This window comes from Micromonospora sp. IBHARD003 (assembly GCF_056106285.1).
Genome location: NZ_JBWBBX010000001.1, coordinates 5,531,997 through 5,556,627, shown reverse-complemented (window position 1 = coordinate 5,556,627; position 24,631 = coordinate 5,531,997). Strand labels below are relative to the sequence as shown.

Here is a 24,631-nt window from a genome sequence, read left to right as displayed (position 1 = left end):
GGTCCGCCACATGGGAGTGATCACCCCATGACCACCACGATGCACGCCGTGCGCGCCCACCGGCGCGGCGGTCCGGAACAGTTCGTCTACGAGACGGTGCCGCGCCCCGAGCCGGCGGCCGGCGAAGTGCTCGTCGCCGTGCACGCCGCAGCCATCACGGCCGGCGAGCTCGACTGGGACGCGAGCTGGACCGACAGCTTCGACGGAACCGGGCACGACCGCACCCCCACGGTCCCGTCGCACGAGGTCTCGGGCGAGGTGGCCGCGGTCGGCGCGGGCGTGACCGATCTCAGCGTCGGTGAGGAGGTCTACGGTCTGATCCCGTTCACCCGCGACGGCGCGGCGGCGGAGTACGTCACCGTTCCCGCCCGGCTGCTCGCCGCGAAGCCGATCGAGCTGGACCACGACAGCGCTGCCGCCGTGCCGCTCGCCGCGCTCACGGCCTGGCAGGCGCTCGCGGACCATGCCGCGGTGCGCCCGGGGCAGCAGGTCCTGATCCATGGCGGGGCCGGAGGGGTCGGCACCTTCGCGGTGCAGATCGCCGCGGCTCTGGGCGGCCGGGTGACCGCGACCGCGTCGGCCCGGGACATCGGCTTCGTCATGGACCTGGGCGCCGAACGGGTCGTCGACTACCGCGCCGAACGATTCGAAGACGTCGTACGGGACGTCGACGTGGTGCTCGACACGGTCGGCGGTGACACGCTGGCGCGCTCCTGGGCAGTGCTGCGCCCGGGCGGCACCCTCGTCAGCATCGTGCAGCCGCCGGATCCCGCGAAGGCCCGGGAGCGAGAGGCGCGCGGCCTCTTCTTCATCGTCGAGCCCGACCGCGCCGGACTCGTGGCCATCACCGAGCTGATCGACGAGGGCAGACTCGTCCCGGTGGTGGACCGGGTGATGCCGCTCACCGAGACAAGAGCGGCCTACGAGGCGCTGGCGACGGACCACCCGCGCGGCAAGGTCGTCCTCCACATCGACCACGACGTGAGGGGCTAGGACCTCGAGACCGGCCCGTCGACCGGCCCCTGGCTCAGACGGCCGAGCCGGGCCTGGGCAGGGGCTTGCCGTACCAGTTCTCGATGAGGCGGGACGCGATCGAGATGCCGTAGGGAGGAAGCACCTCCCCCGACTCGAAGGCGGCGCGCAGCTCCTCCCGGGAGAACCAGCGGGCCTCGTGGAGCTCCTCGCCGTCGACCCTGATCTCCGACGTGGTGGCGCGGGCCATGAACCCCAGCATCAGGCTGGACGGGAAGGGCCACGGCTGGCTGGCGACGTACTCGACCTCGCCGACTGTGACTCCCGCCTCCTCGTGGACCTCCCGGGCCACCGCCTGCTCGATCGACTCGCCCGGCTCGACGAAGCCTGCCAGGGTCGAGAAGCGCCCTTCCGGCCAGTGCACCTGACGGCCCAGCAGCGCTCGGTCCTCCTCGTCCGTGACCAGCATGATCACGGCCGGGTCGGTGCGCGGGTAGTGCTCGGCACCGCAGGCCGGGCAGCGGCGGACGTGGCCCGCGGCGGCGATGACCGTGCGCTCGCCGCAGCGGGAGCAGAAGCGGTGCAACCGCTGCCAGTTCTCGAGCGCGACCGCATGCACCATCAGGCCCGCGTCACGCGGGGACAGGAGCAGTCCGGCCTCGCGCAGCCCCGCGGGACGCGCCGACTGGTCGATACGCCCGGGCAGGGCGTCCTTCTGCAGGGCGAAGTAGCTGACGCCGTCGTCGTCGGTGCCGAGGAAATACCGGTGGGTCTCGGTGACGGGAGCCTCGAAGGCGGGAGTCATCACCAGTTTGGTACCGCCGTCCGGTGTGTCGTCGACGAGCACCTGCCCGCCGGAGACCACGAACACCCGGGTCGAGGGATGGCTCCATGCCGCCGCCAGCCAGGCCTCGTCCAGCCTGTGGTGAGCGGCGCGGTCGATGCCGCTCGGCGCGGTCAGTGCGATGGGCCGGCCGTCGGCAACGTGATGGAAGATGCTCACGGGTGCGTTCCACTCCCCCGGGTCGTTCGGAGTTCTGTCGGTCAACGGCGGGCGGGGGCCAGTTCGCCCCACAGGTAGGCGGCGGTCTCGACGCCTTTGAGCAGCAGGTTCAGCTCGACTTTCTCGTTGGGCGCGTGCCAGCCGTCGGACGGCACGGAGATCCCGAGGAAGAGCACCGGCGCCCGGAGCACGTCCTGGAGGTCGGCGGCGGGGCCGGAACCTCCCTCGCGTGTGAAGCGGATCTTCCGGCCGTCGAAGGCCCGGCTCATGGCCCGGACGACCGCCTGGAGTGCGGAGTGGTCCAGCGGGGTCAGACACGGGCGGGTCGCGGCCCCGAAGGTGATCTCATGGCGGATGCCTGCGGGGATCCGGGACGCCACCCAGTCGCGCACCGCCGCCTCCACCCGGTCGGGGTCCTGACCCGAGACCAGCCGGAAGGAGAGCTTCAGCACGGCGGACGACGGGATGATCGTCTTCCCGCCGGGGCCCTGGTAGCCGCCTCCGATGCCGTTGACCTCGGCGGTCGGCCGGGCCCAGATGCGCTCCAGGGTGGAGTAGCCGGCCTCGCCCAGCGTCGCCTGGGACTTCGCCGTGCGAAGCCACTCGTCCTCGTCGAAGGGAAGCTCGGCGAGCAGCTCGCGCTCGGTGCCGGTGAGCTCCTCGACGCCGTCGTAGAAGCCGGGAACGGCCACGCGCTCGTGATCGTCGTGCAGCGCCGCGACCAGGCGCGCGGCGACGGTGGCCGGATTGGGCACCGCGCCCCCGAAGGAGCCGGAGTGGATGTCCTGCCCGGGGCCGTACAGCTCGATCTCGCAGTCGGCGAGGCCGCGCATCCCGGTGCACACGGTGGGTGTGGTCTCCGACCACATGCCGGTGTCGGAGACGATCACGACATCGGCGGCGAGGCGGTCGCGGTGCCGCTCGACGAGAGCCCGGAAGTGCGGGGAGCCGGACTCCTCCTCGCCCTCGACGAGGAGCTTCAGATTGACGGCCGGGGCGGTGCGGCCGGTGGCGGCGAGATGGGCGCGGACGCCCAGGGTGTGGAAGAAGACCTGGCCCTTGTCGTCGGCCGCGCCCCGGGCGTACATCCGGCCGTCCTTGACGACCGGCTCGAACGGGTCCGTGTGCCAGCCGTCCTCGACCGCCGCGGGCTGTACGTCGTGATGGCCGTACACCAGAACGGTCGGCGCGTCCGGATCACCGGACGGCCACTCGGCGAAGACGGCGGGGGCGGCGGGCGAGGCCGACGGAACCTCCCACACCTCGGCGGCCGGGAACCCGGTCTCCTTGAGCTTGGCGGCGAGCCACTCGGCGCTGCGCCTGACGTCCCCGTCATGTGCGGGCTGAGCGGAGACGGACGGAATGCGCAGCCACTCGGCGAGGTCGTCGAGGAAGGCCGCGCTGTGCCGCGCTATGTAGGTCCGGACGGCGTTGTCCTGGCTCTCGCTCATGCCCCTGAGCCTATCCGGCGCCCGGGGCGGGCTCGTCCGCGCGGTCGTGCGCCGGGGGCGCTTCGCGCGGGTCCTCCGCGTCGGATGCCGGGCCGTGGGCAACCGCGTCGGGGTGCCCGACGACCGGGTGCCCGTCCCGCGGGTGCGCGGCGACACGGTCCGCCGCAGCGGCACCGGCCGCGACGTGATCGTCCGCGACCTCGTGGTCCGCTGCCGGATCCTCGAGGAGGATCCGTTCCAGTTCGCTCCGGTCGGGCAGGGCATCCGGGCGGACGACCTCTCCCGTGCGGACGTACACAAAACCGGCCGCGACGGATTCCGGCGCAAGACCGTGCTGCTCCGCCCAGGCGAGCCGGTAGACCGCGAGCTGCAGCGGGTCGGCGTCGCGCGCCCGGCCGGTCTTCCAGTCGACGATCTCGAACGCCCCGGTGTCCGCGTCACGGTAGACGGCGTCGATACGGCCCCTGATGACCCGGCCCGCGAGGGTGAGCTGGATCGGGACCTCCACGCGGTACGGGACGCGGTGGGCGTAGGGCGTGCGCTCGAACGCCTCCTTGAGCACCGCGAGATCGCGTTCGTCGACGATGTCCGCCTCATCCGGTTCATCCGGGTCTCGGCCCGGCAGTTCCTCGGGACCGAGCATCGGCAGGGGCAGTTCCTGGAAGCGTGACTGCACCCAGGCGTGGAAACGGGTGCCCCTGCGGGCCGCCCGCTGGGGCGGACGCGGCATCGGACGGGCCAGCTCCTGGGCGAAGCCGTCCGGATCGGCGGCCAGGTGCAAAAGCTGGGATGCCGAGAGGGCCCGAGGGACCTGGACCTCCCGGACTGTGGCGCGGGCGCGGCGGAGCTCGCCGCTGAGCGCTTCGATGTCGCGGTCCCAGGAGGCGATGGCGCGGGCGTCCTCGGGGGTGAGGGAGGCGGGGCGGCGCGGGCCGCCAGACAGGGCGTGTCCGGGTCGGGCGGCCTGCCGCGGTACGTCGTGTCCGAGGTCGGCGTCGACGGAGTCGGCGTCCTCCGGTTCCCAGGGCTCCTCGTCGGGCTCCCGCAGTTCCTCCGGCTCGTCGGGATCCAGCAGTTCCCCGGACCAGAGGTCCTCGTCCGCTTCCGGCAGTCCGCCCACGCCGCCGTGCCCGGGGGCGGCGCCGGGGACACCGGAGTCATGGGACGCCGTCCGTGCGTGTGCGAAATCCGAAGGTCCGGCGTGGACACCGTGGTCGGGGCCCGGCTCCATGAGTGCGGAGAGATGAGCCAGCACCGTGTCCGCGGCGGCGCGGCGGCGAGCCATCGCCGTGGGGTCCAGGGGGAGCGGCCAGGCGTACTCCGCGGCCGAGTCGTGCAGCGCTGGATTCTCGGCGTCCTCGTCCGGCTCCTCGGCCCAGGCCTCGATCTCGCCGAAGCCCGCCGCGCAGTGGTCGTACAGCGCGCGCAGGAAGGCGGAAGGGCCGCGCCGGCGCTTCTGGGCCGGTCCCCACCAGTGGGCCGAGCCGAGCAGCAGGGAGCGGGGTCTGGTGAAGGTCACGTAGCCGAGGCGGAGCTCCTCGATGTGCTGATGGTCCTTCATGTCCGCTTTGAAGGCCTTGAGGCCCTTCGCGTCCCACGCGGCGACGTCCGGCAGCGTGTCGGTGTCCCCTCGCAGGGCATGCGGCAGGACTTTCGGCTGGGACGTCCAGGACTCGCGGGAGCGCGTGCTCGGGAACTGGTCGGCGACGAGCCCGGGCACGGCGACCACGTCCCACTCCAGGCCCTTCGACTTGTGGGCGGTGAGGACCTTCACCGTGTTCTCGCCACCGGGGAGCGCATTGTCCAGGCCCTTTTCGTACTGCTCGGCGGTGCGCAGGAAGCCGAGGAAGGCGAGCAGGCTCGCCTCGCCGTCCAGCGAGGCGAACGAGGCCGCGATGTCGAGGAAGTTCGCGAGGGTCTCGCGCCGGCGGGCCGCCAGGGCGTGCGGGGACGCGGAGAGTTCGACTTCCAGCCCGGTGGTGGCGAGGACGCGATGCAGCACGTCCATCAGGGGATCGGCGAGCGAGCGCCGCAGCTCACGCAGCTCCTGGGCGAGGCGGGCGAACCTCACGCGGGCGTCCGGGGAGAACGGCAGACCGTCGTCGGCTCCGCCGGACTCCAGGAAGGTGTCGAGCGCATCGGCGAGTGAGATCACTTCGGCGGGGTCGGTGCCTTCGACGGCCTCGGCCAGCCGCTGGTTCGCGTCGGCGCCGGAGCCGGCGTCCGCCCGTTCGCGGTGGACGAGGATGCGGGCGCGGCGGCCGAGCAGGGCGAGGTCGCGGGGACCGATGCGCCAGCGCGGGCCTGTCAGGATCCGGACCAGTGAGGCGTTCGCGCCCGGGTCCTGCAGTACGTCGCAGACCGCGACCAGGTCGGCGACTTCGGGCAGATGGAGGAGTCCGGAAAGGCCGACGACCTCCACGGGGACGTCACGGGTGACGAGGGCGCCCTGGATCGCGGCGAAGTCTCCCGCCGTACGGCACAGGACCGCGATCTCGCCCGGCTCCTTCCCCGTGCGGACGAGGTGGGCGATCGAGTCCGCGAGCCATTCGATCTCCTCCGCGTGGCCGGGCAGCAGCGCGATCCGTACGGATCCGTCGCGCTCGGCGCCGGGGGCGGGCCGCAGCGCCTCGACGCCCTCGTGCATGGCGCGCAGCGGCTCGGCGAGACCGTTGGCCAGGTCGAGCAGACGGCCGCCGCTGCGGCGGTTCTCACTGAGGGAGAACCGGGCGGCGGGGCGCCCGTCCGCGAACGGGAAGTGCTCGGGGAAGTCGTCCAGGTTGGCGACGGACGCACCGCGCCAGCCGTAGATCGCCTGGCAGGGGTCGCCCACCGCGGTCACCGCGTGGCCCGCGCCCGCCCCGGGGGCGCCGTCCCGGGCGGAACCGTTGCCGAACAGGCCCGAGAGCAGCAGCCGCTGGGCCACCGACGTGTCCTGGTACTCGTCGAGCAGGACCACCCGGAACTCGTCGCGCAGGATGCGGCCCACCTCGGGACGGGTGAGCGCGAGTTCGGCCGAGAGGGCGATCTGGTCGCCGAAGTCCAGCAGGTCGCGGGCCTTCTTCGCGGCCCGGTAGCGCACGACGAGGTCGAGCAGCTCACGGCGGGCCACCGCGGCCTCGGGGACCTTCCGCAGATCGGCGTTGGTCAGCTTGGCGGACGCCAGGTCGCGCAGCAGCGCGGAGTCGTGGGCGGCGAGCCGCTCGGGGCGTACGAGATGCTCCGACAGCTCGGCGTCGAGCGCGAGCAGGTCACTGACCAGCGAGGGGAACGATTTGGTCAGCGCCGGATAGGGCCCTGGGGCCTCGCGCAGCACCCGCGCGGCGAGCTGGAAGCGGGTGGCGTCCGCGAGGAGCCGGGAGGTGGGCTCCAGACCGATGCGCAGCCCGTGGTCGGTGAGCAGCTGTCCGGCGAAGGCGTGGTACGTGGAGATGCGGGGCTCGCCCGGCGGATGGAGGGCCTCGGAGAACGGCTGCGCGGTCGAGGGGGCCTGGCCGGACGGCGGTGGGGCGGCACCGAAGGCGTCCGGGTCGGTGACCCCGGCGCGCACCAGCGCGGTGCGCACGCGCTCGGCGAGCTCACCGGCCGCCTTGTTGGTGAACGTCAGGCCGAGGACCTGCTCCGGGGCGACCTGTCCGGTGCCCACGAGCCAGACGACGCGCGCCGCCATCACCGTCGTCTTGCCCGAACCCGCTCCGGCCACGATGACCTGCGGGGCTGGCGGTGCCGTGATGCAGGCCGTCTGCTCCGGGGTGAACGGGATGCCGAGGAGCTCCTTGAGCTCTTCGGGGTCGGTGATGCGCGCGGACACCCCAGAGAGGCTAACGGCCGCCACCGACAACGCCGACCGCCGTCCCCGGCCCCACGGCCGGAGGACGCTCACTCCACCACGTGGCGCCCCTCGGGCCGGGCACTGCACGAGGCGCGGAAGGCGCACTGTCCGCAGTGAGTACCGGTGGTGGGGGTGAAGCGTTCGTCGAGGACGCGGCCCGCCGCGGTGGCGAGCAGTTCGCCGACCCATGCGCCGCCCGGCGTCTCCTGGGCCTGGATCCTGGGCAGCGCGTCTCCGCCCTCCTTCTTGGGGGCGGGCTGGCGCAGCTGTACGAGCTCGGCGCCCCCTGGTTCGGGACGGTGGCCGCCGAAGACCTCGTCCACGGCCCCTTCGCGGACCGCGAGCTGGTAGACGGCGAGCTGGGGGTGGTGGGCGACCTCGTCCCTGGTGGGCGCCTGCTTGCCGGTCTTGAAGTCGACGACGTACGCCCGGCCGTGCTCGTCCTGTTCGACCCGGTCCATGGAACCGCGGATCCGTACCTCGTAGGACCCCGCTTCCAGGGTGACGTCGAACGCGTGCTCGGTGGCGGCGGGGGTGCGGCCGCCGCGGTCCATCACATGCCAGCGCAGGAACCGTTCGAGTGCGTCGCGTGCGTGCTCCTTCTCCTGAGCGGACTTCCACGGCGCGTCGAAGGCGAGGCCGTCCCAGACCGAGTCGAGGCGCTCCATGAGGACGGCGAGGTCGGCGGGCGTGCGGCCCGATGCGACCTCGTCGGCGAGGACGTGGACGACGTTGCCGAAGCCCTGGGCGGCGCTCGCGGGTGCGTCCGCCCTGACCTCCCGGCCCAGGAACCACTGCAGCGCACAGGTGCCGGCGAGTTTCTCGAGCGAGCTCGGGGACAGGGCCACGGGAAGATCCCGGTCGCGCAGGGGCACGCTGCTGTGGGTCGGCTCGTTCATCCCCCACCAGCGGTACGGGTGCGCCGCCGGGACGAGGGGCTGGCCCTCGTCGTCGGTGAGCGCCGCGAGGCGGGCGAGGCGGCGGGCCGCGGCGTCGCGCACTTCGTCGGACGCGTTCGGGTCGACGGTGGTGGCGCGGAGCTCGGCGACGAGCGGAGCGACGGCGAGCGGGCGGCGGGGGCGGCCGGTGACGTCCCGTGGCTCGGTGCCGAGTTCGGTGAGGAAGCGCGAGGGCTGGTCGCCGTCGTCGGCCGGAGCCCTGACGGCGGTGACGACGAGCCGTTCACGGGCGCGGGTGGCGGCGACGTAGAAGAGGCGGCGCTCCTCCGCGAGCAGGGCGCCGGGAGGAAGAGGTTCGGCGATGCCGTCACGGCCGATGCGGTCGGCTTCGAGCAGGGAGCCGCGCCGGCGCAGATCGGGCCAGAGCCCCTCCTGCACCCCGGCCACGACGACGAGTCCCCATTCGAGTCCCTTGGAGCGGTGCGCCGTCATCAGGCGCACGGCTGCGGGCCGGGCACCTCGCCGGGTGAGCGTGTCGGCGGCGATGTCCTGGGCCTCCAGTTCCTCCAGGAAATTGATCGCGCCACGCCCGCCGGTGCGCTCCTCGGCGCGGGCGGCGGTTTCGAACAGGGCGCATACGGCGTCCAGATCGCGGTCGGCGTTGCGGCCCGCGGCGCCGCCGCGCTGCGAGGACCGCTGGAGACGCTGCGGCCAGGACGTGCCGTTCCAGAGCTCCCAGAGGGCCTCTTCGGCGGTGCCTCCGCCCTGCAGGAGTTCGCGCGCCTTGCGCAGCAGTGCGGCCAGACGCTGGGCTCCGCGGGCGTACGCGGGATCGTGGGCGGTGAGGCGCTCGGGCTCGGCGAGCGCCCGGGCGATGAGGGTGTCGGAGGGCGGGGGCACCCGGTGGCCCGCCGCACGCTCCTCGTCGCGCAGGGCGCGGCCGAGGCGGCGGAGGTCGGCTGAGTCCATGCCTCCGAGGGGGGACGTGAGGAGGGTGTGGGCGGTCTCCGGGTCGAGCGGGATCCGCCCGGCGGCCGCGGCGCCTCCTTCCTCGGTTCCCACCGTCCCGGCGCCCCCGGTTTCCTCGGTCGCGTCGCCGTCATGGGTGACGGACCGGCGGCCGGTTCCGGCCGGACCGCCGGTCTCTGCCGTACCTTCCGTCTCTTCCGTGTCGTCGCCCGCGATCCCGCCGTCGGGCCCGGGCTCGGGCCCGGATGCGGCATCGGCATCGGCATCGGGCCCGGGCTCGGGCTCGGGAAGCGGGGTGGCCACGGTCCGCAGGGCCGTCAGGAGAGGGGCGACCGCCGGCTCGTGGCGCAGCGGGATGTCGTCGCCGTCCGTCTCGACGGGGACCCCGACGGACGTGAGGGCGCGGCGAACGGAGGGAAGGGTCCGGGCACCGGCACGGACGAGGACCGCCATGTCGTTCCAGGGCACCCCGTCCTCGAGGTGCGCGCGTCGCAGGATGTCGGCGATGTTGTCCAGCTCGGCCGAGGCCGTCGGGTATGTGGACACCTCGACCCGGCCGCCCGGGCGGACCGCGGTCAGATCGCGGTGCGCCCGGACCTTGTCCACCGGCAGCCGGGGCAGCGGCATCCGCTGGGTGAGCAGACGGGTCGCCGCGAGCAGCACGGCACCGGAGCGCCGCGATGTGCCGAGCACGGCGACGGCGGCCGGGCGGCCGTCGGCCTGCGGGAAGGCGCCGGGGAAGTCGAGGATGCCGTTCATGTCGGCCCCCCGGAACGCGTAGATCGACTGGTCGGGGTCTCCGAACGCGACCAGGGTCCGCCCTCCCCCGGCGAGCGCCTGCAGCAGCCGCACCTGCGCCGGGTCGGTGTCCTGGTACTCGTCCACGAACACGGCGTCGTAGCCGGGCAGGGCGGCGGTCTCCGCCAGCAGGACCGCACGGTGGACCAGCTCGGCGTAGTCGAGCACCCCCTGCATGTCGAGGACGTCCAGGTACTCGGCGAGGAACGCGGCCGCGGCGCCCCAGTCACGGCGGCCCGCGCGTGCCGCGAAGCGGGCGAGCGAGCCGGGTCCGAGGCCCAGTTCACGGGTGCGGGCGAGCACGGCACGCACCTCGTCGGCGAATCCGCGCGTGGTGAGGCAGGCGCGCAACTCGTCGGGCCAGCGGACCCGGCCGGGCAGACCCTCGCGCTCAAGATCCAGCTGCCCGGCGAGGAGCTCCCGGACCGCCACGTCCTGCTCGGGGCCCGACAGCAGCCGCAGGGGCTCGGCGAACAGGTCGGCCTCCTGATGGGCTCGGACCAGGGCGTAGCAGAACGAGTGGAAGGTCGTCGCCTGCGGCGCCCGTGCCACAGCGCTCCGCCGTGCGCCACCGACGCCGGCCGGGTGCCCGTCGCCGGCGCCCTCGATCCGCAGGGACATCCGGTCGCGCAGTTCGACCGCCGCCTTGCGACTGAAGGTGAGCACCAGCATCCGCTCCGGGTCGGCACCCGCCGCGACCCGTGCGGCGACCGCCTCGACCAGCGTCGTCGTCTTCCCGGTGCCCGGTCCCGCGAGGACGAGCAGCGGTCCTCGGCCGTGGTCAACCACAGCCCGCTGGGTCGCGTCCAGGTGAGGGGGATCCACCGGGCCCGGCGTGGTACGCACCAGTCGGTACGCGCCCGGGATCCTTCCGCCACCCGTTCGCGGGCGTGGGAGGACTCCCTGCCGTACCCGACGGTGCGGTGTACGCCCGGTGGAAGGGGAGGAACTCACGTGGATCGCCGGTCCTGGTGGGTGTGCTGATGATGAGGTGTCGTGGGCCGGTGCGCCGGCACGGGCCTGAGGAGTACGGAGGTGCCGCGGACGGCTCCGACGACGCTACGCCAGGCGCAGCCCGGGCCGCAGGGAGTCCGGTCCGTGACCCGGCGCGTACCTCGTATGGGGATCGGAGGACTCATCGCACCGCCGAATGGCGGAAGCTGTCAGGTGTGAGCCTCTGTGTCAGTCGCGTTCGTGTCCGTCGTGGCGGCGTCCTGCGCCCCCGGACGCCGTGCGCCCAGGCCGTCCGCGTTGCCTCCGGACGTGCCCGGTGCGTCCGTGATGCCGTCCCAGCGCGCCCCGCGTATGTCCAGGCGCGGCTGATGGCCCTGCGCACCCCGGGCGGCCTCGCGCAGGGGTGTGCCCTCGTCGCGGTAGTGGTCGAGCGCCCTCAGCTCGTGTCCCGGCAGCAGCACCCCGTCCGAGCGCACCACGCGCCACCAGGGCACTGCGGCCCCGTACAGCGCCATGACCCGGCCGACCTGGCGCGGACCCCCGTCACCCAGCCACTCCGCCACGTCTCCGTAGGTCATGACACGGCCCGGCGGGATACGCTCAGCGGCGTCGAGCACCCGCTCCGCATATTCCGGCAACTCCGGCACATCCCGCAGCCCCGGCACCTCATCGCTCATCCGGCCCATCCTGCACCATGGCACCGACAGCGAGCGGACACCCTGATGCCCCCGTCCGTCGGTGCGGCATGCCACCATCATCCGGGCGGTGACTGGTGATACGAGATCAAGAAGAGACGCACACGGCGAAGGAGCGGGGCGTGCAGCCTGGGACGGCGAGCACCTCCGGCACCGAGTCGCGCCCGGAAACGGCCGAGCCGAGCCGCGGTGACACCGCGGAGTCCGGACCGGGTGCCGCCCCGGCGGCCGGTCCGTCCGAGGAGGCCGGTGCGGCGGGAGTGCCCGAAACCACCGGTGCCACAGGTGCGGCCGAGGCCGCCGGCGTGACCGGAGCACCGGAGGCGTCCGCCGGTTCTTCTCCCGCGCCCACCCCCGAGGAGAGCGTGCATCCGGGCCTCGACGAGCAGGGCGACGGGTCCTCCGACGACGGCGCCCCGGCGAGCGTCGAACGGGTCTCCGGTGACGAGCCGCTGCTCCCCGCCCGGGTCCACCGCCCTTCCGACCTGACGCGGCTGCTCGCCGGCATCCTCATGATCGCGGCCGTCCTCGCGGTCGCCGCCTTCGCCCACGGCACGACCTCCGGCCTGGAGTCGGACATCTCCAAGGGCACGGGGCAGGCCCCCGATCTGCTCGTCAAGCTCGCCGGCCTGGTCTCCAGCATCGCGGTGCTCCTCGTTCCCGTGGCCTTCGCGATCGAGCGCCTGATCAAGCGGGACGGGCTGCGGATCGCGGACGGCGTTCTCGCCGCCGTGCTCGCCCACGGCGTGACGCTGGCCACCGATCTGTGGGTCGCCGACGCCGCGCCGAGCCAGATCCAGGACGCGCTGACCCAGCCGCAGACGGGCGGCGGTCTCACCGATCCCGTCCACGGTTATCTCGCACCTGTGATCGCCTATATGACGGCCGTGGGCATGGCCAGGCGCCCGCGCTGGCGGGTGGCGCTGTGGGGCGTGCTGCTGCTCGACGCGTTCGCGATGCTCGTCGCGGGCTACACGACCCCGTTCTCGATCATCCTGACCGTGCTGATCGGCTGGACCGTCGCCTACGGCACGCTGTACGCGGTCGGCTCGCCCAACGTCCAGCCCACCGGGCAGACCCTGCTGGCCGGTCTGCGGCATGTCGGCTTCCGCCCGGTCACCGCCATGCGCGCCGAGGACGTACCCGAGTCGACCGACAACGGCGACCGAGGCCGCCGCTACCTCGTCACCCTCGAGGACGGCCCTCCGCTCGACGTCACGGTCGTCGACCGTGAGCAGCAGGCACAGGGCTACTTCTACCGGGTGTGGCGCCGGCTCACGCTGCGCGGCATCTTCACCCGCCGCTCCATCCAGTCGCTGCGCCAGGCACTGGAGCAGGAGGCGCTCCTCGCATACGCCGCGATCGCCGCCGGAGCCGATGCCCCCAAGCTGATCGCCACCTCCGAGCTGGGGCCGGACGCGGTGATGCTCGTGTACGAGCACCTCGGCGGCCGCTCGCTGGACTCCCTGCCCGACGAGGAAGTCACGGACGAGGTCGTGCGGGGCGCCTTCCAGCAGGTGAGGGCGCTGCAGTCGCGGCGCATCGCGCACCGCAGGCTCACCGGCGACGCGATCTTGGTGGATCGTTCCGGCAAGGTGCTCCTCACCGATCTGCGGGGTGGTGAGATCGCCGCGGGCGACATCGTGCTGCGCATGGACATCGCCCAGCTGCTGGCCACGCTGGGGCTGCGCGTCGGGGCCGAACGCGCGGTGGCCGCCGCCGTCGAGGTGCTGGGCCCGGACGCGGTCGCCGACTGCCTCCCCCTCCTCCAGCCGATCGCGTTGAGCCGTTCCACGCGGGCCACCCTGCGGCGCCTCGCACGGGAGCGTTCACAGCGCGAGCGCGAGGCGGTGCTGGCGGCGGCCGAGACGGCCAAGCAGGCAAGAGCGCAGGCGACCGTCTCGGACGCGGTGGGCGAGGGAGACGAGGACAAGGGCGGCAAGGACGACAGGAAGGTCGACCGGAAGTCGCTGCGTGCCGAGAAGCAGGCCGAGAAGCGCGCCATGGACGAAGCCCTGGACGAGGCGCGCGAGGAGGACCTGCTGGCCCAGATCCGGCGGCAGGTGCTGCTGATCCGGCCGCAGGCGCCGGTCGAGCCGGTCCGGCTGGAGCGGATCAAACCGCGCACGCTGGTCTCGCTGATCGCCGGGGCCATCGCCGCGTACTTCCTGCTGTCGCAGCTGACCAGGACCGACTTCACCGTGGTTTTGGAGGCCCACTGGGGCTGGGTGGCGGCGGCGGTGCTCTTCTCGGCCCTGAGCTATATCGCGGCGGCGATGAGCCTGCTCGGCTTCGTACCGGAGCGGGTGCCGTTCCCCCGGACGGTCGTGGCGCAGGTCGCCGGCTCGTTCGTGAAGATCGTCGCCCCGGCGGCGGTCGGCGGGGTCGCTCTCAACACCCGCTTCCTCCAGCGCTCCGGCGTACGCCCCGGGCTGGCGGTGGCGAGTGTGGGCGCATCCCAGCTCTTCGGGCTCGGAGCGCACATCATGCTGCTGCTGGCCTTCGGCTATCTGACCGGTACGGAGAAGACATCGCCGGTGACGCCGTCGAGGACGGTCATCGCCGGTCTGCTGACCGTGGCCGTGCTGGTGCTGGTGGTGACCGCGATCCCGTTCCTGCGCAAGTTCGTGTCGACACGCCTGCGCTCGCTGTTCGTCGGCGTCGTACCGCGCATGCTGGACGTGCTGCAGCGGCCGGTGAAGCTGGTCACCGGCATCGGCGGGATGCTGATGCTGACGGGCGCCTTCGTGATGTGTCTGGACGCCTCGATCCGGGCCTTCGACAACGGCAACCAGCAGCTCAGCTACGCCAGCATCGCCGTGGTCTTCCTGGCGGGCAATGCGCTCGGCTCGGCCGCGCCGACACCGGGCGGCATCGGCGCGGTCGAAGGTGCGCTGACGTTCGGTCTGATCGCCGTGGGGCTGCCGGCGGAGGTCGCCGCGCCGGCGGTGCTGCTCTACCGCCTGCTGACCCTGTGGCTGCCGGTGCTGCCGGGATGGGTGTGCTTCAACCACCTGACCCGCAAGGGCTCGCTCTAGGTCTGCTCTGGATCTGCTCCAGGCCCTGTCGGGACGCGCGGCAGTCGGGGCCGGGTCCCGCTCCGGCGTCCCGGCCGGAGCGCCGGGTCCGGCCTGCGGCGCGAGGCGGCCCGCCGCTCGATCGGACGGTCCGCCGCCGACAGGCGGACCGTGCGAGAACGCCGCACGATGGGCTCATGCCGACCTCCACCCCCGATCCCCCGGCCTCTCCCGGCGACCCGGACGACTCCGGCGCCCGCGAGGTCTCCGGCTTCGCTGCGCGGCCCGGTCCGCCCACGCCCCCGTCCCACTCCGCGGGCGACGAGGTCCCGCCTCCGGGCCAGGGTGGATCACCCGGTCGGCGTACGTCGGCCACCCGGCGGGCCGGGACCCTGCTCGCCGCCACGACCGCGGCGGTGCTCCTCGTCACCGCCGGCTGTTCCGGCGGCGGAAACAGCGGCAGCGGCGAGACGGAGCGGGACAAGCGCGACCTCGGCGCACAGAAGCTCGACTGGCAGCCCTGCCCGGCCCCCTCGGAGGCGGAAGGCGGCGGCACTCCGCCCTCACCGCTGCCCGGCGGCACCAAGTGGGAGTGCTCCTTCATGGAGGTCCCGCGCGACTACGCCGACCCGGACGGCGAGACGATCGAGCTGGCCCTCATCCGGGCCAAGGCCCGTGACCAGTCCAAGCGGATCGGGTCCCTCATATTCAACTTCGGCGGCCCCGGCGGCTCCGGGGTCAGCGCCCTGCCCCCGTCCGCCAAGGACTACGAGAAGCTGCGCGAGCGCTATGACCTGGTGAGCTTCGACCCGCGGGGGGTGGGCCGCAGCCAGGCGGTGGAGTGCGCGGACAACCGGCAGCTCGACGAGTACTACGCCCAGGACGCCACCCCCGACACCGCCAAGGAGCAGACCGCTTACACGGACCGGCTGCGCTGGTACGCCTCGGGCTGCGAGAACAACTCCGGCGAGGACCTGCCACACGTCGGCACCACCAACGCCGCACGCGACATGGATCTCATGCGCCAGGTGCTCGGGGACGACAAGCTCCACTACGTGGGCTTCTCCTACGGCACCGAACTCGGCGGCGTCTACGCGCACCTGTTCCCGAAGAACGTCGGCCGTGCGGTCTTCGACGCCGTCGTCGACCCCACCAGCACGTCCGAGCAGGGGTCGTTGGGCCAGGCCAAGGGCTTCCAGCTGGCGCTCGACAACTTCGCGGCGGACTGCGTCGCACGCGGCGACGAGTGCCAGCTGCCGGGCAGCACCCCGCAGGAGGTCGAGCAGTTCATCGTCGGCCTGCTCGCACGGCTGGAGAAGAAGCCGATCCCGGCCGTCGGCGACCGTGAACTGACCCAGACCCAGGCGACGAACGGCATAGCCCAGGCCCTGTACTCCAAGGAGTACTGGCCGCTGCTGGAGCAGGGCCTCGACGAGGCGGACGGCGGCAACGGCGCACTGCTCCTCGCCTTCTCCGACGCCATGAACGGTCGCAACCAGGAGGGTCAGTACAGCAACATCCAGGCAGCCAACGCCGCGATCAACTGCGTCGACTACAAAGAGCGCTACTCGCTGGCGGAGACGAAGGCGAGACTGCCCGAATTCCGCAAGGCGTCGCCCGTCTTCGGCGAATACCTCGGCTGGGGCCTGATGGGGTGTTCCGAATGGCCCGTGCCGGGCAAGTGGGAGCACCCTGACGTCGCGGCACCGGGCGCGCCGCCGATCCTGGTCATCGGCAACACCGGGGACCCGGCGACGCCGTACGCGGGTGCCAGGGCCATGGCCGAGCAGCTCGGCAAGGGCGTCGGCATCGAGATGACGTACGAGGGCCAGGGGCACGGCGCGTACGGCAGCGGCAGCGCCTGTGTGCAGTCGGCAGTCGACAAATACCTCCTGGACGGCGTCGTCCCGCCCGCGGGGACCGTGTGCAAGTGAGACCCCGGGCGACCGGTCGGCGCTTGCTCCCCATGACGTTCCGTCATCAGACCCGGCGTTATCCACAGGCATGGTCACGCGCAGTGATGGCACCTAGGATGGCGAAGCAGTCGATCACATGGACCGGTCCGATCGGGTCGGGTCGGGTCGGTCCGACCGGCCGGTTCGGCCGGATCTCGCCGGATCCTTCAGCGGGGGGCTTGGAATGACATGGCGTACGAGGGCCGGGGCGGCGGCGCTCGCGCTGGCGCTGGCCGGCGGAGTGCTGACGGCCTGTGACACCGTCGTAGGGGCGAACGGCGGCGCGGGCTCGGGGAGCGGCCGCCGGGCTCCCGCGCCGGTGGAGAAGGACGACGTGGCGAGCAAGCTGCCCGGCGCGCTCGTCGAGCAACGGCCGGACTGGCAGCCCTGCGTGGGCGACGGATGGGCCTGCGCGCAGGTGAAGGTCCCGCTCGACTACGACGACCCCGGCGGTGAGACCATCTCCCTCGCCCTCATCCGCCGTGAAGCACGGGACCAGGACAAGCGCATCGGTTCCCTGCTGTTCAACTTCGGCGGTCCCGGAGGCTCGGGTGTGGAGAGCCTGCCGGGCTTCGCCGAGGAGTACGCCACTCTCAACTCCCGTTACGACCTGGTGAGTTTCGATCCGCGCGGAGTCGCCAAGAGCGCAGGCGTGGTGTGTCGCAGCGACCAGGAACAGGAGGCGTCCGCGACCCGAGTCGACCTCACTCCCGACACACCGGCCGAGGAGGCCGCGTACCTTCGCGACGCCGAGGGCTTCGGCGCGGGCTGTGCGGCACGCTCGGGCAAGGTCCTCCCCCATGTCGGCACGGCCGACGCCGCGCGCGACATGGATCTGATCAGGCATGTCCTGGGCGACCGCGAGCTCAACTACTTCGGCATCTCCTACGGCACGGAGCTCGGCGGCACCTATGCCCATCTCTTCCCGAAGAACGTGGGACGGACGGTGCTGGACGCGGTAGTCGACCCGACGGCCGACGCCGTCGGTCATGCGCGCAACCAGGCCACCGGCTTCCAGCGCGCCCTCGACAACTACCTCGCCGGGCAGGGTGGGAATCCGGCGGAGGGGACACAGCGGATAGCGGGCCTGCTGAAGCGCATCGACGCACAGCCGCTGCCTGCCGACGACGGGCGTGAGCTGAACCAGAGCCTCGCACTCACCGGCATCGTCATGGCGCTCTACTCGGAGCGACTGTGGCCGAAGCTCACCGCAGGTCTGGAGGAGGCCGAGCAGCGCCGCCGCGGGACCAAGCTCCTCACCCTTGCCGACTTCTACAACGACCGTGACGCGACCGGGCATTACAGCACACAGAGCCATTCACAGCGGGCGATATCCTGCGCCGACTCCAAGGGGCGTCCCAGCGCCGGCGAGGCAAGGGCGCTGCTGCCGGAGTTCCGGAAGATATCTCCGGTGTTCGGCGAGTTCCTGGCCTGGGACACGGCCGGCTGGTGTGCGAAGTGGCCGGTGCCGGGCGAGCGGGTGACACCGGAGACGAGTGCGCCGGGGGCAGGCCCCATCCTGGTGGTCGGCACGACCGGCGACCCGGCGACGCCGTACGAGGGCGCCCGCCGGATGGCGGACGAGCTGGGCAAGGGCGTCGGGGTGCTGCTCACCAACAAGGGCGAGGGCCATGGCGGCTACAACCCGGAGAACCGCTGTGTGAAGGACGTCGTGGACGGCTATCTGCTGGACGGCCGGGTACCGCCCGACGGGAAGACCTGCGGATAGCACCGGAACGAACGAGGGAAGGGACCGGCCCGTTGGCCGGCCCCTTCCGAGGACCACCGGGGGACCTCGGTCCCCGGGAATCCAGCTCCTGCCCGGACAGGTCCTAGTAGACCGGCTTCTGCGGCTCGATCTGGTTGACCCAGCCGATCACGCCGCCGCCGACGTGCACCGCGTCCGCGAAGCCCGCGGACTTGAGCACCGCGAGGACCTCCGCGCTGCGAACACCCGTCTTGCAGTGCAGAACGATCTTCTTGTCCTGCGGCAGGTCCTGGAGGGCGTTGCCCATCAGGAACTCGTTCTTCGGGATCAGCCGCGCTCCGGGGATGGAGACGATCTCGAACTCGTTCGGCTCGCGGACATCGATGATGTCGATGTTCTCGCCCTCGTCGATCCACTCCTTGAGCTGCTTGGGAGTGATCGTCGAACCGAGCGCCGCTTCCTGGGCCTCTTCGGATACGACGCCGCAGAATGCCTCGTAGTCGATGAGCTCGGTGACGGTCGGGTTCTCACCGCAGACCGCGCAGTTCGGGTCCTTGCGGACCTTGACCTGGCGGTACTGCATCTCCAGGGCGTCGTAGATCATCAGCCGTCCGACCAGCGGCTCACCGATGCCGGCGAGCAGCTTGATCGCCTCGTTGACCTGGATGGAGCCGATGGACGCGCAGAGCACGCCCAGCACACCACCCTCGGCGCAGGAGGGCACCATGCCCGGCGGCGGGGGCTCCGGGTAGAGGCAGCGGTAGCAGGGACCGTGCTCGGACCAGAAAACGGAGGCCTGGCCGTCGAAACGGTAGATCGAACCCCACACATACGGCTTGTTGAGCAGCACGCACGCGTCGTTCACCAGATAGCGGGTGGCGAAGTTGTCCGTGCCGTCGACGATGAGGTCGTACTGGCTGAAGATGTCCATCACGTTGTCGGCCTCGAGCCGCTCTTCGTGGAGGACCACGTTCACATACGGGTTGATGCCCGTGACGCTGTCCCGCGCGGACTCGGCCTTGGAGCGGCCGATGTCCGCCTGGCTGTGGATGATCTGGCGCTGCAGGTTCGACTCGTCGACCTCGTCGAACTCCACGATGCCGAGCGTGCCGACACCTGCCGCGGCCAGGTACATCAGCGCCGGCGAGCCGAGTCCGCCCGCGCCCACACAGAGCACCTTGGCGTTCTTCAGCCGCTTCTGCCCGTCCATCCCGACATCCGGGATGATCAGGTGGCGGGAGTACCTGCGGACCTCGTCTACGGTGAGCTCGGCAGCCGGCTCGACCAGGGGTGGCAGCGACACGGAGACCTCATCAATGCGGCTGGTGGTCATGACATCAGTACGGTTGTTCTGGCTGTAACAGTGCCACGCGCCTTCTCATTCCGAGACACCCGGTCCAATCCTCGAGACAATTTCGTCCCAGTAGCCGGGCAAGGAGTCAAAGGCCCCCATTTGTCCTGTGCGGTCGGTGAAGAAGATCGTGCCCGCTCCCTGCCAGCGGGCGATCCTCATCGCCTCGTCGAGATGTGTCCGCGGGACGCCGTGCACGAAGTGGGCGAACTTCCCGGGCGGATGGCTCGCGGTCCACTCCGCGACCTGGGACCAGCGGTAGTCGCTCCAGGCTCCGGAGAAGGTGACCAGCTGATCGGCCACCTCCGCGTAGTCCGGATGAGGATGCGTGCCATGGCCCAATACCAGGTGTCCGCCGTCGAGCACGGCTTCGAGCGTCGCCGTCAGGCGCCGGACCCCGGGCAGCTCCGCACGGTCGACCGGGCAGCGGTCCAGCAGGAAGCCCCGGACCCGGTACCAGTCGAGGTAGCGGTGGGCGTCCGAGACGATCTCGGCGAACGACCGCGCGCCCCGGGCCAGGTCGAGGTGGCCGAGCACCCGGATCCCGGCGTTGTTCAGTCGTCCCGCGGCCTCCAGGCAGTGCGGGTCGGGCCGGGCGCCGGGGCCGCCGTCCGCGACATTGAGCACCGCCCAGTGCAGCGGGGCGCCGGGGCGGGTCAGCTCGGCCCATTCCACGGGGGCCACCAGGGGGTGGGCGTAGCCCGGGACGCCGAAGCCGAGCTGCTCGACACCTGGGGCGGAGAGGGTGGACCCGGTGGTCAGATACGGCATGCCGCCTCCATCCAGATATCCGCCAGGGACTCCTCCAGATTGATCCGCGGCCGCCAGCCGAGCCGGTCGCGGGCCGTGCGCACGTCCGCCTGCTGCCAGGTGCCGCAGCCGTCGGGGTAGGGGAACGGTGTGGCGCCCAGCTGCTCCGCGAGGGACTCGGGGCCGCGCGGGGCGCCGATGGCGGCATGACCGGGACGGGCCGGGGGCGTGTCGACTTCGTGGAGCGCCCCCGTGAATCCGGCGACCCTGGCGAGCACGGCCGCGGCGTCACGCAGTCGCACGGCGCGGCCGGTGCCGATGTTGACGACGCCTTGCGCCGCGGACAGCGAGGCGGCGTGCACGGCGCGGGCCACGTCCCGTACGTCGACGAAGTCACGCTGCACGCCCAGGCCGCTGAGCTTGAGCTCGCCGTCGCCGGACTGCATGGCGCGCCGCATGGCCTCGGCGAGACGTCCCAGCGGGGATCCGGCGGGTGTGCCGGGCCCGACGGGCGAGAAGACCCGGAGCACGACGGCGTCCAGTCCCGAGCCGAGCACCAGCTCGGTCGCGGCGAGCTTCGAGACGCCGTACGGGCCGCCAGGGCGCGGCACGGCGTCTTCGGCCGTGGACGAGCCGGACTGCGACGGGCCGTACTCGGACGCGCAGCCGAGCTGGACGAGGCGGGCGCCGCAGCCGCTGCGGCGCAGGGCCTCGCAGACGGTGGCCACGGCGACGGTGTTGTGACGGGCGAGTTCGCGGGCACCGCCGCGGGTCGCCCCGGCGCAGTTGATCACCACGCCCGGGTGGACGGCGTCCAGAAAGCGGGTGAGCGCCCCCGGGCTGCCGCCCGAGAGATCGAACCGTACGTCGGCGTCGTCGCCTCGCCCCAGGGCGGTGAGGTGCACCGCCGGGTCGGCCAGCAGCCGTTCGGCGACGAAGCGGCCGAGAAATCCGTTGGCTCCGAGCAGCAGCACTCTCACAGCACTGCTCCTCGCTGCCGACGGGCCGCGCCGGCCTCGGCCGGTGCTGGATGGGACGGGTTCATGTCGTGCGTCTCCTCAGGCTTTGACTCGATTGATTCCGGTACGCCCGCGGCGTCGGCTCCGCGGGGGCGTGGGGGTATGTGGGGGTAGGCGGTGGCTCCGGGGTGCGCGGGGATGCTCAGGGGCATCCGGTGTGAGCCGATGCCCGGGACAGCACGGCCGCTCCATGGACCAGCAGGCCGGCAGCCGCGGCTCCACAGGCGAGCACGCCGACGGCGCCCGGCCCCCAGGCCATTACGGCGGCCTCGGCGGGCCGGGCCAGGACGGCACAGCCGGGGAGACGGCCGGCCAGGACCGAGCCCAGGACGCATGCCTCCAGGGCGACGGCGGCGCCGAGCCCGGCGGCGGCGGACTGGGCGAATCCGTGGACCGTGAGGAGCCGTGCGAGGAACAGCAGCATCCCGAGCGCGACGGCGGGAGCCGGCGCCACGGGCCGGAACAGCCCGGTGAGCGCCGCAAGGGTGAGCAGTGCGACGCCGTACAGCGCGACAACGACCAGCAGCAGCGGCCGGACCCCGGCGGCGAACTCCTCGAGGCCGCGGCTGCCGCCGAGCCTGCGGCGCGCGTGGGCGGCGAACAGCCGTGCGCTCCAGGCCGCGGGGGCGATGGCGAGGGCGAGAGCCGTGAGCAGCCCCGCCATCGACGCCCAGAGCTCCCCGGACACCGCCGAAGAGGCCGGCGCGGACACCGTGCCGCCCGGAAGCCGCTCCAGCACACTTCCGCCCACCAGGGCGAAGAGCAGCAGCCAGCCGGTCCACAGTCTGCCCCGGCGCATCGTGCGGCCTGGAGCCCTCAGGGGGCCGCGCCGGAGACTGTGGGCGCACGCGGCGGCGAGCCCCACCGCCCCTGCCGCGGCCACGGCGATGCGGAGCGCGCCGCCCGTGAGGTCCAGGGCGGTCGCCGCGATGACGGCGACCGCGCCCGGCAGCAGCGAGGGCAGCATCGACGGAGCCGGCGCCCCGGACAGGCCGGCCTGCTCCCCAGGCCCCGGCCCGTCATCCGCTGCGGGCACCGGTCCCGCCTCCCTGCGGGGCACCCGTGCGTACATCTCCTCGGCCAGGGCGAACACGTCACGGTGCCGGAAACGAGCGGCGGTACGGTCGGTCATCCCGTGCGCCTCGAGCCCCGCCGCGATCTCCAGTGGATCGACGGCCCGTTCGCAGAGCTCGCGATGCCGGTGCATGAGCGTTTTCACGGGGTCGGCGGGTCCTCTGCGGCCCGCGGCGGGCCTGCGTGCCCCGGGCCGCCCCGGGGACGTCCCCGGACTGGGGGTCGCCTCGGCCTCACGTTCACGCGGGCCGTCGGTCGTGCCGTCCGCCGCCGTCGCCCGTCCCGCCCGGCGGGCGGAGGCCGCCGCTGCCCCGGCGGGCGACGCATCGGCGGGCGCTGTGACATCGAGGGGTGTCTCGGAGGTGGTGTCAGACATCGGGGGCTCCTGCGGTGGCCGGGTCGGCGAGGGGGCCGACCACCCATGCGGGGCGGGTGCGGCCCCCCGCCCAGTGGCCCGGGACATGGGCCTCGGCGGGGGTGGCGAAGGGGAGGGACGGGGCGTCCATGTCCCGGTGCGGGGAGCTGTGGGACAGGAGCTCCAGGTAGATGCCGCGAAATGCCGCGAGATTCTGCTCGACGGTGAAGAGCTCGAGCGCCCTCGCCCGTGCCGCCGCACCGAGGCGTGCGCGGCGCTCGGGGTCGCGCAGCAGCGCCACGCAGGCATCCGCGAGCGCCTTCGGGTTACGGGGAGGCACCACCAGTCCCGTACCGCCGATGACCTCGACGACCGCACCGGCGTCGGTGGACACCGTGGCGCATCCGCAGAACATCGCTTCGACCAGGCTGATGGGGAAGCCCTCGACGACGCTCGACAGGACGACGACGGCTCCGCTCGTGTAGGCGTCGACGAGCTCCGGTGCCTCGGGCCCGCCGATCTCCTCGAACGAGACGGGGTTGTCCCCGACCGCGTGCGCGCCGGTGGCCTCGTCGGGGAACAACTGCGCGGCGAGCGCCTCGCAGTGCGCGAGATAGGCGAGGGCCTCGGGCTCCTGCACCGGCGCGGCCAGGATCCGCAGCCGCGCGTCCGGCTCCGCCCTGCGCACCTGTGCGAAGGCGTGGAGCAGTGCGATCAGGTCCTTGGCGGGTTCGATCCTGCCGACCCAGACCAGGGTGTGCGGGTCGCCGCCGAGCTCGCCCTCCCCCACGGTGCCGAAGCGCCCGCCGTCCATCCCCGGGTACACGGTGCGCAGCTTCGCGGGATCAGCACCGCAGCGCTCCTGCCAGCGGCGGGCGTGGGTGTTGCCGGGGGTGATGACCGACGCCTGCCGGTAGACCTCGGTGGCGAGCAGCCCGTGGAACCTCGCCATCAGGGCGCGGACCGGCGCACTGGCGGAGGCGTCCCCTCCCGCCGCGAGGTAGTGGGCCCGCAGCTGCACCCCGTACTCCGTGACCAGCAGCGGCACACCGAAGAAGCGTTTGGCCAACAGCCCGGGGAGCGCCGCGGATCCACCGGACGCGGCATGGCAGAGGTCGACGGCTCCGAGCGAGTCGTTTCCGTACCAGTCGAGCGACAGCGGTCGCAGGGCCCGCTCCAGCAGGTCCGCGAAGGCGAGGAAGTCGGGCACCGTCGCGGCGTGCAGGGGACGTGCGGCGCCGGGTGCGCGGCAGGCGGACTCCATGACACGCACGGCCGGTTCGGAGCGGAGGGCGGCATAGAGGCCGCCGTGCTCCCTGGCCAGCTCGGCGAGTCCGTAGAGCCCGTCGGCGAAGCCGCTCTCGTCGCTGCCGCAGACCGCCGCGGCCAGCTCGCCGAAGTGGCAGGCGAACCGCTTGCGCTCGCGCCGGGCGTAGCTGTGGCCGTCGTCTTCCGGCGCCCACAGCGGCGCCGTGCGCACCCGCTCGACCTGTGGTGGCAGTGCGATCCAGCCGGCGTCTTCCTGCTCGGCGCTCCGGCTGAGGGCGTAGACGTCGAAGTCGTGCTGCGTGAGCCCGCGCACAAGCCGGTCACACCAGAGCCTGGACTCACCCGTCGCATACGGATAGCCACCTTCCGTAAGCAGTCCGATCCGCACGAGCGCACCCCCGATCTCTCTTGTGGACGGCCGCCGGTGGTCCCGGCGGCTCGCAGCGGGACGACGTTATGCGGACATGCGGGTGGCGCGACGGACGGTTGTCCGTCGCGCCACCGGAAGGGGTGAATGCACGTAACTTTCCCGGGCTCGTGGCGTTCCGTGGCGCTACGAG

The 24,631-nt window shown here is 72.6% G+C and carries 13 protein-coding genes and 1 pseudogene; 4 read left to right on the top strand and 10 right to left on the bottom strand.

Annotated features, from left to right (window positions below):
- Positions 1-27 precede the first annotated feature (27 nt).
- Positions 28-993 carry an NADP-dependent oxidoreductase gene (locus tag ACTWOL_RS24735; RefSeq protein ID WP_474298974.1) on the top strand — a complete coding sequence of 322 codons (966 nt, stop codon included), beginning with the start codon at positions 28-30 and terminating at the stop codon, positions 991-993.
- Between the two features lie 34 nt (positions 994-1,027).
- Here ACTWOL_RS24735 and nudC read toward each other — a convergent pair whose 3' ends face one another.
- The 5 genes and pseudogenes from nudC to ACTWOL_RS24710 all read right to left on the bottom strand — a co-directional run.
- The gene (nudC, locus tag ACTWOL_RS24730) at positions 1,028-1,975 is read right to left on the bottom strand and encodes an NAD(+) diphosphatase (RefSeq protein WP_474298973.1); all 948 of its coding nucleotides are present in this window, start codon (positions 1,973-1,975) and stop codon (positions 1,028-1,030) included.
- Positions 1,976-2,016: 41 nt separating this feature from the next.
- Complete coding sequence (locus tag ACTWOL_RS24725) at positions 2,017-3,426, bottom strand: dipeptidase (protein WP_474298972.1); 1,410 nt, start codon at positions 3,424-3,426, stop codon at positions 2,017-2,019.
- 10 nt (positions 3,427-3,436) lie between these two features.
- Positions 3,437-7,237 (bottom strand): ATP-dependent helicase, encoded by a 3,801-nt coding sequence (locus tag ACTWOL_RS24720; RefSeq protein ID WP_474298971.1) that lies wholly within the window; start codon positions 7,235-7,237, stop codon positions 3,437-3,439.
- A gap of 68 nt (positions 7,238-7,305) precedes the next feature.
- Complete coding sequence (locus tag ACTWOL_RS24715) at positions 7,306-10,749, bottom strand: ATP-dependent helicase (protein WP_474298970.1); 3,444 nt, start codon at positions 10,747-10,749, stop codon at positions 7,306-7,308.
- A 464-nt stretch (positions 10,750-11,213) separates the two neighbouring features.
- Positions 11,214-11,555: pseudogene (locus ACTWOL_RS24710) on the bottom strand (MGMT family protein); the annotation flags it as partial.
- 140 nt (positions 11,556-11,695) lie between these two features.
- Between ACTWOL_RS24710 and ACTWOL_RS24705 the strand changes: the two are divergent.
- The 3 genes from ACTWOL_RS24705 (at position 11,696) to ACTWOL_RS24695 (ending at position 18,274) form a co-directional block, all read left to right on the top strand.
- Entirely contained in the window at positions 11,696-14,611 is a 2,916-nt protein-coding gene (locus ACTWOL_RS24705) for a lysylphosphatidylglycerol synthase transmembrane domain-containing protein (protein ID WP_474298969.1), read from the top strand.
- A gap of 176 nt (positions 14,612-14,787) precedes the next feature.
- The gene (locus ACTWOL_RS24700) at positions 14,788-16,524 is read left to right on the top strand and encodes an alpha/beta hydrolase (RefSeq protein ID WP_474298968.1); all 1,737 of its coding nucleotides are present in this window, start codon (positions 14,788-14,790) and stop codon (positions 16,522-16,524) included.
- Positions 16,525-16,729: 205 nt separating this feature from the next.
- The gene (locus ACTWOL_RS24695; RefSeq protein WP_474298967.1) at positions 16,730-18,274 is read left to right on the top strand and encodes an alpha/beta hydrolase; all 1,545 of its coding nucleotides are present in this window, start codon (positions 16,730-16,732) and stop codon (positions 18,272-18,274) included.
- A gap of 103 nt (positions 18,275-18,377) precedes the next feature.
- Here ACTWOL_RS24695 and moeZ read toward each other — a convergent pair whose 3' ends face one another.
- The 5 genes from moeZ to ACTWOL_RS24670 form a co-directional block, all read right to left on the bottom strand.
- Positions 18,378-19,586, bottom strand: coding sequence for an adenylyltransferase/sulfurtransferase MoeZ (moeZ, locus tag ACTWOL_RS24690; RefSeq protein ID WP_474298966.1), 1,209 nt, complete (start codon positions 19,584-19,586; stop codon positions 18,378-18,380).
- A gap of 45 nt (positions 19,587-19,631) precedes the next feature.
- Entirely contained in the window at positions 19,632-20,375 is a 744-nt protein-coding gene (locus ACTWOL_RS24685; RefSeq protein ID WP_474298965.1) for a spherulation-specific family 4 protein, read from the bottom strand.
- Positions 20,363-21,334 carry an NAD-dependent epimerase/dehydratase family protein gene (locus ACTWOL_RS24680; protein ID WP_474298964.1) on the bottom strand — a complete coding sequence of 324 codons (972 nt, stop codon included), beginning with the start codon at positions 21,332-21,334 and terminating at the stop codon, positions 20,363-20,365. The genes ACTWOL_RS24685 and ACTWOL_RS24680 overlap by 13 nt, the downstream gene beginning before the upstream one ends.
- Positions 21,335-21,515: 181 nt before the next feature.
- A complete protein-coding gene (locus ACTWOL_RS24675) occupies positions 21,516-22,823 on the bottom strand; it encodes a hypothetical protein (RefSeq protein WP_474298963.1) in 1,308 nt (435 codons plus the stop codon).
- Positions 22,816-24,459, bottom strand: coding sequence for a DUF3492 domain-containing protein (locus ACTWOL_RS24670; protein ID WP_474298962.1), 1,644 nt, complete (start codon positions 24,457-24,459; stop codon positions 22,816-22,818). Before ACTWOL_RS24670 ends, ACTWOL_RS24675 begins: the two co-directional genes overlap by 8 nt.
- Positions 24,460-24,631: the final 172 nt, after the last annotated feature.